The sequence below is a fragment of the Aeriscardovia aeriphila genome, assembly GCF_002259595.1.
GTDB lineage: Bacteria > Actinomycetota > Actinomycetes > Actinomycetales > Bifidobacteriaceae > Aeriscardovia > Aeriscardovia aeriphila.
The window spans coordinates 797,955-810,873 of the sequence record NZ_MWWU01000002.1 but is presented as its reverse complement, the minus strand read 5'-3'; the positions used below and the strand labels follow the sequence as shown (position 1 = coordinate 810,873).

General features: G+C 54.4%; 10 protein-coding genes and 1 tRNA gene. 6 read left to right on the top strand and 5 right to left on the bottom strand.

The genetic code is table 11. The features are described from left to right. The first annotated feature begins 6 nt into the window (after window positions 1–6). The 4 genes from folP to AEAE_RS04425 are packed head-to-tail and all read left to right on the top strand — an operon-like array spanning window position 7 to window position 3,799. Entirely contained in the window at window positions 7–963 is a 957-nt protein-coding gene (folP, locus tag AEAE_RS04440) for a dihydropteroate synthase (protein WP_094689907.1), read from the top strand. After that, entirely contained in the window at window positions 964–2,139 is a 1,176-nt protein-coding gene (gene folK / locus AEAE_RS04435; protein WP_094689906.1) for a 2-amino-4-hydroxy-6-hydroxymethyldihydropteridine diphosphokinase, read from the top strand. Continuing rightward, complete coding sequence (locus AEAE_RS04430; protein ID WP_158520501.1) at window positions 2,108–2,704, top strand: DUF3180 domain-containing protein; 597 nt, start codon at window positions 2,108–2,110, stop codon at window positions 2,702–2,704. Before folK ends, AEAE_RS04430 begins: the two co-directional genes overlap by 32 nt. A gap of 24 nt (window positions 2,705–2,728) precedes the next feature. Beyond that, window positions 2,729–3,799, top strand: a complete 1,071-nt coding sequence (locus tag AEAE_RS04425) for a hypothetical protein (RefSeq protein WP_094689904.1) — start codon at window positions 2,729–2,731, stop codon at window positions 3,797–3,799. A gap of 306 nt (window positions 3,800–4,105) precedes the next feature. On the opposite strand, the gene AEAE_RS04420 is transcribed toward AEAE_RS04425, so the two are convergent. Both AEAE_RS04420 and ettA read right to left on the bottom strand, forming a co-directional pair. Next, window positions 4,106–5,074 (bottom strand): acyl-CoA thioesterase, encoded by a 969-nt coding sequence (locus AEAE_RS04420; protein WP_094689903.1) that lies wholly within the window; start codon window positions 5,072–5,074, stop codon window positions 4,106–4,108. A 224-nt stretch (window positions 5,075–5,298) separates the two neighbouring features. Next, on the bottom strand, window positions 5,299–6,978 hold the full coding sequence (ettA, locus tag AEAE_RS04415; protein ID WP_094689902.1) for an energy-dependent translational throttle protein EttA: 1,680 nt from the start codon (window positions 6,976–6,978) through the stop codon (window positions 5,299–5,301). 280 nt (window positions 6,979–7,258) lie between these two features. Between ettA and AEAE_RS04410 the strand changes: the two genes are divergently transcribed. Continuing rightward, window positions 7,259–7,489 (top strand): zinc ribbon domain-containing protein, encoded by a 231-nt coding sequence (locus tag AEAE_RS04410; RefSeq protein WP_211277525.1) that lies wholly within the window; start codon window positions 7,259–7,261, stop codon window positions 7,487–7,489. A gap of 210 nt (window positions 7,490–7,699) precedes the next feature. Here the strand turns inward: AEAE_RS04410 and AEAE_RS04405 are convergent, their stop codons facing one another. Then, window positions 7,700–9,136, bottom strand: coding sequence for an SLC13 family permease (locus AEAE_RS04405; RefSeq protein WP_094689901.1), 1,437 nt, complete (start codon window positions 9,134–9,136; stop codon window positions 7,700–7,702). Between the two features lie 512 nt (window positions 9,137–9,648). Beyond that, window positions 9,649–9,725 (bottom strand) — tRNA-Ile (locus AEAE_RS04400). Window positions 9,726–10,031: 306 nt separating this feature from the next. Here AEAE_RS04400 and AEAE_RS04395 point away from each other — a divergent pair. Further along, window positions 10,032–10,655: a single-stranded DNA-binding protein gene (locus tag AEAE_RS04395; protein ID WP_094689900.1), complete on the top strand. Its 624-nt coding sequence runs from the start codon at window positions 10,032–10,034 to the stop codon at window positions 10,653–10,655. 147 nt (window positions 10,656–10,802) lie between these two features. Here AEAE_RS04395 and AEAE_RS04390 read toward each other — a convergent pair whose 3' ends face one another. Next, a complete protein-coding gene (locus AEAE_RS04390; protein WP_094689899.1) occupies window positions 10,803–12,863 on the bottom strand; it encodes a M13 family metallopeptidase in 2,061 nt (686 codons plus the stop codon). Window positions 12,864–12,919 lie beyond the last annotated feature (56 nt).

Below are 12,919 nucleotides of genomic sequence, written 5' to 3'. Positions count from 1 at the left end.
GATTGTATGAGCACGTTAATCATGGGCGTTCTCAACGTCACCGAGGATTCCTTCTCCGATGGTGGCCTCTACTTGCACACCTCAGCCGCCGCAGCGCATGCCCACACTCTCATCGAGCAGGGTGCTGACATCATCGACATCGGCGCAGAATCAACGCGTCCGGGAGCCAAGAGGGTGAGCGAGAGCGAGGAGATTAACCGCATCACGCGTACTCTTCAAGCAATTCGTGAGGATGCTCACGCTCATCACGTCCAGCTCTCCATTGACACTACTCGTGCAAGCGTCGCCCAGGCTGCTCTCGACGAAGGTGCTGACATTATTAACGACGTTTCTGGCGGCACTCTCGACCCTCACATGCCTCAGCTTCTGGCCCGCACCGGCAAGCCGTACATCGTCCAGCATTGGCGCGGCTGGCTTGATGGTCGCGACTCTTCGAAGTACGAGTATGGCGTTGTTGCTGATACTGTTACCGAATTACACCGCCAGATTATCAGCGTGCTCAACTCGGGCGTGAAACCCGAACAGATCATCGCTGATCCGGGCCTGGGCTTTTCCAAGCCCGGCCCTGAGCTCAACTACCCGCTGATCGAACACCTTGAAGAGCTGCAACAACTGGGTTTCCCCGTGTTGATCGGGGCGAGCCGCAAGCGCTTCGTGAAAAAGACGCTGCTGGATGATGGGCTGGGGAGAAGTGCTCGTACTGATAATCTTGAGCCGCAAGAAGTGAGTCAAGAAGTGAGTAACGACAGGCTGGATGTGGCCACTGCGATGATCAGCGTTTTGGCCGCGCAAAAGGGTGCGTGGGCGGTGCGCGTGCATAATGTTCAAGCCAGCCGTGACGCGCTCGCTGTGTGGGAGACCGCCCGCCAGTTTGAGCACTCTACCGCGCCGGCCTGCTCCGACCTGACTCACGCGAATCAGCCGGCGACCACGAGCGAACAAGCGAAAACCGAGGAGGAGTGAATGAGCGACACCATTACGCTCACCGGAATCCGCATCGAAGCGGCACACGGCGTTCTTGCCAAGGAAAAGCAATACCCGCAAACCTTCATCGTCGACGCAACCCTGCACCTCGATTTGAGCAAGGCCGGGCTTTCCGACAAGCTATCCGACACCGTCGACTATGGCCAGATCGCTCGCCGCATCGTTTCCACGGTGAAAAGTGAACAGGTGAACTTGCTCGAGTATTTAGCCAACAAGATTGCCACCGCCATTCTTCTCACTGCGGCCATTGAAGCGGTGGATGTGACAATCCATAAGCCGCAAGCGCCGCTGGTCGTGCCGTTTAGCGATGTGAGTGTGAGCATTCACCGCACGCAAATGCCGATCCGCTCAGTGCGCGAGCAGGCGCGCGAGGAGGCGGGCGAGACTGATGAGGTGCTCTACGGCTCGAGTGTGAACGCCCGTCAGGAAGCTGATGCGCGCGAGATGATGGCAGCGAGTAGGCGATCGGCTGAGCGAGAGGTGGCCGCTGGGCGAGAGATGGCTGCGCGCGATGTTGTCGACAGCGCGGGAACAGGTGGAGAGACGACTGCAGCTTACGACGCCGACGCTGCACAGGAGCCAGAAGGCGAGCACAGCCCGCGAGTCCACCACGCCATCATCGCCATGGGCGGCAACTTGGGAAATGTCGCCAGCACCCTACGCCAAGCAGTGGTGAGCATGGACGCGCTCAAAGGAAACCAGATTGTAGGAATCTCGCCACTGTATCGCACCACGCCGTGGGGGATGGAAGAAAACACTCCTGATTTCCTCAACGCTGTAGTGGAACTCGACACCACGATGAGCGCGCCTCAACTACTGCAAGCTCTCCAGCTCATCGAAGCAGCACACGGTAGAACACGTGAAGTGCATTGGGGTTCCCGCCCACTTGACCTTGACATCATCGACTTCGACGGCATAGTCTCGACTCACCCTGACCTCACTCTTCCGCACCCGCGCGCTTGGCAGAGGGCTTTCGTGCTTGCACCTTTGGCTGATATCGACCCTGATTTTGAATTCACCGGCGAGCATGGTGGCCCGGTGACGGAGCTTCTCAAGCACGCTCCTGACCGTGATGGTGTGGAAATGGTGTCGCAAACCTGGATTCTGGGCAATGATGCCGTCAATGACATCCCGACTTCTGAGGAAGGAGAATAAGGTGAAGATTCGCCGAACTGCGTGGTACGTTATGGCGTTAGCCGGCGTAGCAGGCCTGATTGTCGGCGCACTGTTCGCGCTCTTCACGCAGAACCTTCCTGTGACGCTGCTGGGCGCGAACTGGCTGGTTCCTGCGCTGTTAATCTTGGTGGGTATTGTTGTCGGCGTGTTCGGCTGGCAAGTGCATCGCTACGTCAAGGGAGACCTGCCCTCTCTTGACCCTCAGCGAGCTTTCATGACGCTGGCTTTCGGCAAGGCGCTGGAAATTGTAGGGCCCGCGCTGATGGGCTGGTATGTGGGCCAGTTGCTCGTTATCGCCGTTCACCCGGACTCTCCGTGGGCGCAGCACACCATGGTGGAATGCGGCGTTGCAGCGCTGGCGAGCCTGGTGGACCTGATCGTGGGAATTGTGGTCGAGCATTGGTGTGAGTTGCCACCGATCGATGGGCCAGAAAACCCAACGGTGAAAGCCAACCAGAAGCGTCCTGTTGCCGACGCGATGCAAAAGAAGGAAGAGCAAGTGAAGAAAAAGTCCTGCCATTTTCCCTCTTCCCGTAATAATTGACTCAAGAGATGACACAATAGAAGTATGAAGAACTATCGACTGACTGCAGCTCGCGACAACAATTCCGTCGCTATGGTGATGACCGATACGGAAACGGGAGCTGAGCGCGTAGAAGTGTACCCAGCTCAGCAAACCTACCCGCTGCTGACGGATCGCTACCACAACGAGCTGGGAAACCTTTTTGTCGACCTTCTCGATGTGGTGGCTGGCTTTGGCCCTGAAGGTGTGAAGCCGGGCAGCAATAAGAAGGCTCAAGCAGCAGCGAAAGACCCTTCTGTCACTTTGCGAACTCTGACGCGTCGCGCAGTGAAAGTAGTCTCGGACGGTTCGGGTTCTGTCGGCTCGCGCTATGTGGATGCGCGCGATTTGTGGACGCATATGGAGCAGCAGGTACTCGCCTTACTGGTTCAGCGTGACGCTCCTGCTGTTACTGACGTGTTGAAGGGCAATAATTGGCGTAAAGCTCAGCCTTTGGCACACACGCGCATCGACCCGCAGGCCTGGTATGTAGTGAACGTCTACTCGCGCTCGAATGTGAGCAAGGATCCGATCACGTGCTACAGGGGAGTGACGGCCCTTCTGGAGGCTTTGGTCGCCGAGTTTGGTGAAAACTCGGAGGTTGCCGAGCAGGTGGCCAGTTTGCGCAAGTCGATGAATAACGACCTTGACTTTCCTACATACCGCCAGATTTCCAGGCTGGTGAAGGATTCCAACATGTTGGTCTTCCACAATGACCAGCAGCTGGCTGATTGGATTCGCTCGCAGGCTTCCGGCTCTCTTCCCAAGGCAGAGCAGGCGGTCAATTCGGATACTCCCGCTTTGGTGAAGGTGCGCTCGTGGCGTGGCCCGCAAATGGTGGTGGGCGACCAGCAGGATTCCACCGACCAGGTGAATGAGGCCTTGGACGAGTTGAAAGATGGCAAGCCGGTCACCGTGGCGAATCTGGCGAACCGTTTGGCTCCGCGTGTGAAGGTGGCGGCGAAGAAAGCTTCGCGTAAAGCGGGCGCTTCTTCGTCCTCTTCTGCGTCCTCTTCGCAGCGTGCTACCGGTTTGACAAAGAGCTCGTCGAAGGCGAAAACTCGCCGCAAGCGCTGAGAGCGTTTTCTCTCTGCTGTTTTGGCTGCTTCTTCCTCAACTTGTTGTATCCCTTGCTGCACGCTACTCAAGCGCACCCTGTGGAGAGATAATAGACGTGTACTTCTTTTTCTTTTTTCCATTGGTGACGTCAAATAAGCAAACTATTGCTGATCTGATTATGGGAACCGTAGTTCTCAACACGCAGGAAGATTAACACTTCGCAACAGCAACCAGAGAACATAAAGAAAGGAGATTACCACAGGGGAATATGCGCTGTGGTAATCTCAAGAAATTTCAGTTCACTTACTCTACGAGCGGTTCTGCTCAGTGCGTTTGCGGTACACGGATCATGGCTTCCTGGGTAATCTCGGCGCGAAGCTTGCCGTCTTGGAAAACGCGAGCGCGGCACAAAGCGCGAGAATGACGGGCGACAGGAGCATCTTGAACGTAGAGATGCCAACGGGTTACATCGATTGACTGGTACCACCACATCGAATGGTCAAGAGAAGTGAAACTCATTCCAGGAATCGAGTAGCTCAGACCTGCACGACGAAGAGCAGGCTCCATCATAATCTGGTCGCAGCCAGTGGCCAGAAGCGCACGCTGCAGCAGCTGATCCTTCTTCACCTGGGCGAGGGCATCAGCATCCATACCAGCGCTCATCGCTCGCATCCACACCATCTGAACACCGCGACGGCCCTGCTCACTCGTATCCGGAGCCAGAACAACAGGGGTTTCACAATGGCGAATATCCCAGCTGGACTCGTTAGCGAAATAATTCGCCAACGGAGACTTCTGGGCGAAGGGTTCCATCAGTGAAATCGAGCTGGGCAAGCTTTCCGGGTCAGGAACGTCGCTGGGCTGCTGATCGGCAAAGGCCAAACCTTTCTGGCCAGCAACCTGGAAGCTCGCAATTGCCGTGAGCAGGGTTTTCTCACCCTGATAGGCGCGGATGGAACGCTCGGAGAAGCTACGACCATCGCGCAGCACTTCCACGCGGTAGTCGATCGGCTTACTCATATCACCCGACGAGACGAAATAACCATGGAAAGAGTGTGGCAGTCGGCTAGGCTTCGTTTCCACGCTCATTCCTGCGCTCATCAGAGCTTGCGCCACCATCTGGCCACCGTAGACGCGCCCGGTGGGGAAGTAGAGGCTCGGTGCATTGAAGGTACGCACTTCAGGACATTCTTCGATGATGGTTTCCGCCACTTCTACTGCGTGACGCTGGTCGGTGATGTCGTCGGCGCGAACAGCGTTGACGAGGTTTTCAAACGGTGATTTTTCACCCATACTGATAATCCTTAGTCGTTCATGACGAAATTTGGGGAAACGGCCTTCGCGAGCCCAAGCCTTGCCAGACGATCAAGCCTGGCCACAAGCTCGGGCCATGCCACAGCCCAAGCCTGGCCACAGGTTCGAGCCTGGCCACAAGCCCAAGCTCGCCGACGGATACGAAAAACCGGCCAGAAAACTGACCGGTTTCTCTCGCCTTCATAAGCCTGATAAGCCTACGTTTAGCCGCGAGTCAGCTTGCGATGCAAACGGTGAGGCTTGGCAGCATCCGGGCCGAGACGCTGAATCTTATTCTCCTCATAGCCCTGGAAGTTGCCCTCATACCAGAACCAGTTGCCTGGGTCATCGTCCGTGCCTTCCCACGCCAAAATATGGGTAGCCAAACGGTCCAAGAACCAACGGTCATGGGAGATTACCACTGCGCAACCAGGGAAGTCGAGCAGAGCATTCTCCAGCGACTCGAGGGTTTCAATATCCAAGTCGTTCGTCGGCTCGTCGAGCAGCAGAAGGTTACCGCCCTCCTTGAGCGTCAAAGCCAAGTTCAAGCGGTTACGCTCGCCGCCAGAAAGCACGCGAACGAGCTTCTGCTGATCTGTGCCCTTGAAACCGAAGCTGGCAACATAAGCGCGAGTAGGAATCTCCATGCCGTTGACGGTGATGAGCTGGTCGCCATGGGAAACAGCCTGCCATAAGGTTGCTTCCGGGTCCAAGCCAGCGCGGTTCTGGTCAACATAGGAAATCGACACCGTTTCACCCAAGTTCAGTTCACCACTGGTTGGCTTCTCCAAGCCAGTGATCATCTTGAACAAGGTAGACTTACCCACACCGTTCGGGCCAACCACGCCGACAATGCCGTTACGTGGAAGTGAGAAGGAGAGGTCGTCGATGAGCACGCGGTCGCCGAACTGCTTGTGCAAATGCTCGACTTCAAGGACCTGAGTGCCCAGACGTGGCCCCGGTGGGATGTGAATATCAGCAAAATCGGGCTTTTGGAACTTACGAGCTTCAGCTTCCATCTCCTCATAACGCTGAAGACGAGCACGAGACTTTGCCTGACGCGCCTTCGCGGAGGAGTGAGCCCATTCGATTTCCTTCTTCAAACGCTTAGCAAGGCGGGCATCCTTCTGTCCCTGAATTTCCAAACGCTTTGCCTTGGTTTCCAGGTACGTGGAGTAGTTGCCCTTGTAAGGGTAGAGCTGGCCGCGATCCACCTCGCAGATCCACTCTGCCAAAGAGTCGAGGAAGTAGCGATCGTGGGTAATGGCGATAACTGTGCCCTTGTAGTTCTTCAAGAAGCCTTCAAGCCACAGAATGGACTCAGCATCCAAGTGGTTGGTCGGCTCGTCGAGCAGAAGCAGGTCAGGAGCTTCCAAAAGGATCTTGCACAGTGCTACACGACGGCGTTCACCACCAGAGAGCACCTTCACATCCGCGTCCGGCGGTGGGCACTGCAAGGCGTCCATTGCCTGAGCAAGCTGATTATCAAGATCCCATGCGTCAGCTGCGTCAATTTCAGCCTGCAGGGAGCTCATCTCGTCGCCGAGCTTCTCATAGTCGGCATCTGGCTGAGCCATTTCGAGAGCAATCTCGTTGTAACGGTCGAGCTTCTTCTTCATCTCGCCGACAGCGGATTCGATGTTCTCGATCACCGTCTTGTTTTCGTCCAGCGGCGGATCCTGCTGCAGCAGGCCAACCGTGTAGCCCTGTGCGAGCTGTGCTTCACCGTTCGAGAGCGGTTCCAAGCCAGCCATAATGCGCAGAAGCGTGGATTTACCCATACCGTTAGGGCCAACCACGCCAATTTTTGCGCCCGGAAGGAAGCTCATGGTCACATCGTCGAGAATGACGCGGTCGCCAAAAGCCTTGCGGGCGTTGATCATCTGATAAATGATGTCAGCCAAGTCTGATCCATCCTTAAGGAACGTTGGAATTCCAGCGATTTTGCTAGCCTATGCGTCACGCTTGCGGCCAGCACACCTCTTCTAGTATCCCATAGGCTCTCTACACGGCCAAATTTCACTGAGCGGTAGTTATGTGCGGTGGCTTATGCGCGGCGCGCACATGATTTTAACCCTCTCTGATCGCGCGCAATGGTGTGACGAGCTGGCAGTTTGTGGTTACTCGTAGTGCGAGATTTCATGCGATAATGAAGAAATTCTATTGTTGTGAGAAAGAGTAAAGATGACACAGCCATACACTCAGCCTGGCCAAATGCAATACGTGTGCGCGAAGTGCGGCAATTGCAGCTTCACCTCTGACCAGTTCCAAGCAACTGGCGGTAACTTTGCGAAGATCTTTGACGTGCAGAACAAGCGCTTCATTACGGTTTCCTGCACGCGCTGCGGCTACACGGAGCTGTTCAAGGCCAATACCGATACCGGTATGAATATTCTCGACTTCTTGATGAACTGAGCGCGCTGCATTGGTGAACTCGCTGCATTGGTGAACTCGCTGAACTCATCCGGTTTGGTCTCGAGAGCTACCAGCGAGCTGCCACAGTTCTTGTGCAGCCTTCACCCGCTGTAAACAACAAATGGCTCCGGCGAAAACCGGAGCCATTATGTGATGAGCCCGCTCACGAATGCGAGGCACAAGAGAAAAGCGAACTGATAATCTTGAGGGCTACACCAAACCGACATGCTGAAGCACGCCAAAAAGCGTACCCAAGATTGCCAGAGCAATAAAGTTAAGTGTCAAGAACTGACGCAAGAACGGCTTGGACTCCTCAGGGTACTGCTTGTTGGCCAGCGAAATGGTAATCAAGTTAGCCAAAGAAGCGATCGGGGTACCCAAACCGCCGATATCAGCACCGAAGAACAGAGCTGCAGCCGAACCATGATTGATGAAGTTGGCCAGCAGCACCGTCACCGGCACGTTCGTGATCACCTGCGACATGAGCAAAGCAGAAATGTATGTGGCGATTGGCGAGGACACCAATGCGGTCAAAGCAGTCTGCAGGAAGCTCATATGAGCGATGTTTTGAATGCCGATGAAGATGAAGAACAGCGTGAAAATCAGGTTCCAGTTGATGTGGAAGAGCACGCGAGGGTCGAAGAGCATCGTCACCACAAGGGCAATGACGGCGCAGATCACGTCAGCACGCCAATCGTTGATGCGCAAGTTCACAAAAACGACAACGGCGAGGAAAGCGAACGGAATGATGCGCTTCTTCATCACCAGCTGAGGAATGTCGTCTTTGCTAATCTCGATCGGCTTCTTGGGAACGAATGCCAAGGTAACAAAAATGAGCACTAAAGAGGTGAGGAACAGTGGTACCGACCAGCGCATGAACTCGGCCAGCGTGATGTTGAAATGCGTATAAATATACAGGTTGTGCGGGTTGCCAAACGGGGTGAGGCAAGAGCCCAAGTTAGCGCAGATCGTGACCAGCGTCATCTGCAAGTACATCGGCGTACTTGTGCGCTTCTTCATCATCAACACCAGCGGGATGATGGTCAGGATGGTCACGTCGTTGGTGGCGAACATGCCCAAGCCCAAGGCAACCAGGCTCATGGCGATGCTCAAGCTGCGCTCGTTGTGGGCGCGGGAGAGAATTTTCATCGAGAACCACTGCAACACGCCGTACCGTTCGAAGGCGCAGAGCACTGCCATCAGCTCGAACATGATGGCGATGATATGCCAGTCGACGTAGCTCCACTGAGGGGTGTTGAAGAAGCTCGTGACGACGGCGACGATGACCAGGATGCTCAGGAACATGTTGTTGCGCATCCAGCCGAACAGTGCGCGAGCTACGCCTTCTTCGCGCAGGTGGTCGGAGAAGCGACGGGAGCGCATTTGAATTTCCCTGCGATGCGGCAGGTGAGACTGGCGTGCTGCGTAGTTGAGATGGAAACCATCGTGATCGTGAGTAATGAAGTGGCGTTGGGAAGAGTCGGTTGATGCGCCTTCAGATTTTTCAAATGAGGCTTCGCCTGCCCCGCCAGCTGGTGAAGTAGCCATGCTGTCCTTGCTGACACTTTCCTGAACTCGCACGCGGTGTGCGGCTGCAGGTTGGTTGAGGTTACTAGGAATTGTTGATTTCGTGATAACAGTACTCATCAGATTCTCGGACTAGTGGTGGCTGCAGCATGCGTAAGCACAGCGAAACGAAGGTTTTGGCTTCGTTTGACGTCGTGTTGACACATACCTCACCATCCTTAAACACTGTGACTGTTCCAGACAGTCTGCTGTGCGTGTCCTTCGCTCGGATGCGGATCGCGACTGTGCTTCCGTTGCCGCGCTGCTTTCTGGCTTACCTTTCCGGGGTAAACCTCCGTGAGCACTGTTTGCAGTACAACCGCCGAATGGGAGTAGGAACCAAGATTGCCACGCTGCGTCATTGCGCTGCGAGCATTTCGAGGTTCTGGAGACCTTTTCCGGCTGCGCCGTGGACGTGAGTGAAATTACTCAGTCCTGCGGAACACTGTTTCCCAGTATATGCCGCACCCTGCGCTATTGTGGTGAGATTTTCACAAAATGTGTCGAAAAACGCGGAAAATGAGTGACGACGCACGAAAGAGGGAATGTGTGCTTGTGGGAGCAATCGCATGCGTTGGAATGAGCGGTGTGAGTGGTGGGGACGCACGGACTTGAACCGTGGACTAACGAATTATGAGTTCGCTGCTCTAACCAACTGAGCTACATCCCCGCATTTATAGTAGCGAGCGCTCCGATTTTTCTCAAAGCGCGCCGAGTCGCGGGGCACGACTGGAACTGTCAAGTGTTTTCTGAAATTGTGGAAAACCAAGTCGCACTTTATCCACATTTTCAAAAATTACCTGTTCACTCTTGCCTATCCTGCGACACTCATCTCAGAACGCTTCACCAGTGAGAACGGCAAGCAGCAACGCGAATGATTCTTTGCGGCTGATGTTCTTTACCTCTGAAGTGCTCCTGGCAGCACGCAGTGTACTGACACGCAGTGTGCTGAAACCCTCTGAGAAAGGAATGCGCAATGGCTACCACACCATCCATCATCATGCGCGGATTTGTAGGAACTGACCCGAAGCTCTTCGCAGTACATTCGCGTACCGGCCAATCGAGCGGCTGCTCCTTCAGGTTAGGAGCATCACGAAGCTATTGGGATGCTGCTTCACAACAGTGGAAGGCGCGCCCATCTACGTGGCTTCCCGTCCACTGCTACGGAGTTCTCGCGCAAAATGTAGCCGGCTCTATTCGTAAAGGTGACTCCGTGTTAGTCAGTGGCTACCTCGAAACCGATGAATGGGGAGAAGGAGACGATAAGCATTCCCTGCTCGTGCTCAAAGCTCAATCCATGGGCCATGACTTGCTCTTTGGGACTTCAACCTATCGACGCTTACGCAAGACACAAAATGCAACAACAAAGTCCTACCTGAGTATCGACCAGCTGACAGCTCCTGTTTCTACTACTGACAGCAAGGCTCAATCAGGTGTCAACATTACACAGGACACTTGCCCTGAGGATGCTGCTGAACTGCTCGACGAATACACCACGAGCCAGGAAATCAATGCTGATGGTGGTAGCGACGAGAATACAGCAAACGAGGAGAAGAACAGCGTTGATGCTGATTTTCTCGTCGGCGCGGAAGCGATGTGAGCCTATGAACTAAACCCTCTCTTTCATACTTCCTCACAAAAAGGCCGGGAGCTGTATGCTCTCGGCCTTTCATTTCATCTGTGAGTTATACCCATCACACGGGGATGGAGATTTTCACGCTGCATTGTGCCAGCGCAGGTGGGTGAATTACCAGATGCGAACACGCTTATCTGGATCAATCCACATGCCATCGCCAGGCTCAACATGGAAGGTGGAATAGAACGCATCCACGTTGCTGACAATGCCGTTCACACGGAACTCAGCTGGGGAGTGAGGGTCGATGATGAGCAGCTGTTCAGCAATCTCATCACGCCTGACACCACGCCAGATCTCCGCATAGTTGAGGAAGAAGCGCTCAGCTGCGCTCTTACCATCAATCACCGGAGCCTGAGCCAAACCAGCCTCCAACTCTTCCTCATTGTTTGCAGGAAGACCAAGGCTGAGAACATAAGCCTTCAGTGCAATATTCACACCAGAAAGGTCACCAATATTCTCGCCAATGGTCAAAGCACCCTTGACGTGAGGAGCTTGATCCTTCTTGCCTTCAGCCTCGTACTTCTCTTCGAGCTGACGAGGAACGAACTGGTCGTACTGAGCGATGAGCGCGTGAGTAAGCTTCTCGAAGTTCTCACGGTCCTCAGCGGTCCACCAATTATGCATGCGACCATCGCCGTCATACTTGGAACCCTGATCGTCGAAACCGTGGCCGATTTCGTGGCCGATCACTGCACCAATACCACCGAAGTTGGTAGCATCGTCCGCTTCAGGGTCGAAGAATGGTGGCTGCAAAATGGCGGCAGGGAACACGATGACGTTCATGTTTGGAGCGTAGTAAGCGTTCACCGTCTGAGGAGTCATGAACCACTCTTCTGGGTCCACAGCCTTACCAGCCTTGCTCACCTCAATGCCTGCGCCGAAAGCGTCAGCACGATGCATATTCTCCAGCAAGCTCAGGCTCGAATCCAGGTGCAGAGCAGTGTAATCACGCCAATGCTTGGTGTAGCCGATCATTGGGCGGAACTTGGAGAGCTTCTCCAAAGCCTTCTTCTTTGTCTCTTCACTCAACCACGTCGAGTTGGTGATAGAAACGTGGTACGCCTCGATCAAACCCTGAACAAGCTTTTCCATACGCTGCTTGGAAGAAGCAGGGAAGTGGCGTTTCACATACTCCTGGCCAATCTCCTCACCAGTGACAGTGTCAACGAGCGAGACTGCACGCTTCCAACGGTCCCTCATCTTCGTCGTACCGTTGAGAATCTTGCCATAGAAGTCAAAGCTTGCCTGCTGGAAATCATTATTCAAATAGCTTGCCGAACCAATGAGAACATGAGCGAGAGCCCAGTTCTTCAAATCCTCAACACTACGAGATTCCCACTCACTATCCAAACCATTGAAGAAGTCAGGCTCACGCACGATGAGCTCGCTCATCGCATCCTTCATCGATGCAGGCAGCTCAGCAGCAGAAAGCGTCTGATCATAGCCCTTCTGCCAGGCTGCAACCCAAGCTGCAAGGTCAAAATGAGGCATGCGAGCAGCGAGATCAGCAAAAGTAGTGGGGTTGAAAGTCTTGTCGTCATCGCGGTCAGTCACCTGATCCCAGTGATGGCTTGCAATACCAGTTTCTACAGCCAGAACATTCTCGGCACGATCATGAGCAGCCTGCTCGTCGCTATCCACCTGGCCCAGCAGGAAGAGACGAGTGAGCATAGCAACATAAGCTTCACGAATAGGGGCATGCTGATCTTCGCGGTAATAAGACTCATCTGGAAGGCCCAAACCACCTTGAGCGATGAACATCTTATTCATCTCTGGGTTACCTGGGTCCGCATCCACATCGATAGAGAAGAATGCTGGGCCACCGACAGGGTCAAGCTCACCCAGGGTTGCGAGCAGCTCATCCTTGCTGGTCACGTCCAAGAAGCGCTTGAGGTAAGCCTGAACAGGCTGATTACCATCCTTTTCCAAGCGTTCAGTGTCCATGAACAGGTTGTAGACGATCTTGGAAAGAGGGGAGGTGGAGTTGGGGTCCTCAACGATGTCGCGCAGCTGTTCTTCTGCATCATCGGCAAGCTTGTTGAAGGAACCGTAACCGGCCTTATCAGCTGGCAGTTCATAATTCTTAATCCATTCGCCATTGATGGCATAGAAGAAGTCATCCTGCGGACGGATTGGAGCTGTAGAGCTCTGTGGTGCATCTAATGTAGTCATGCCTTCTAGCCTATTCCTCTTCGCCTGAGTTTTTCCAGCTCAGCTGAGAAAGTAAC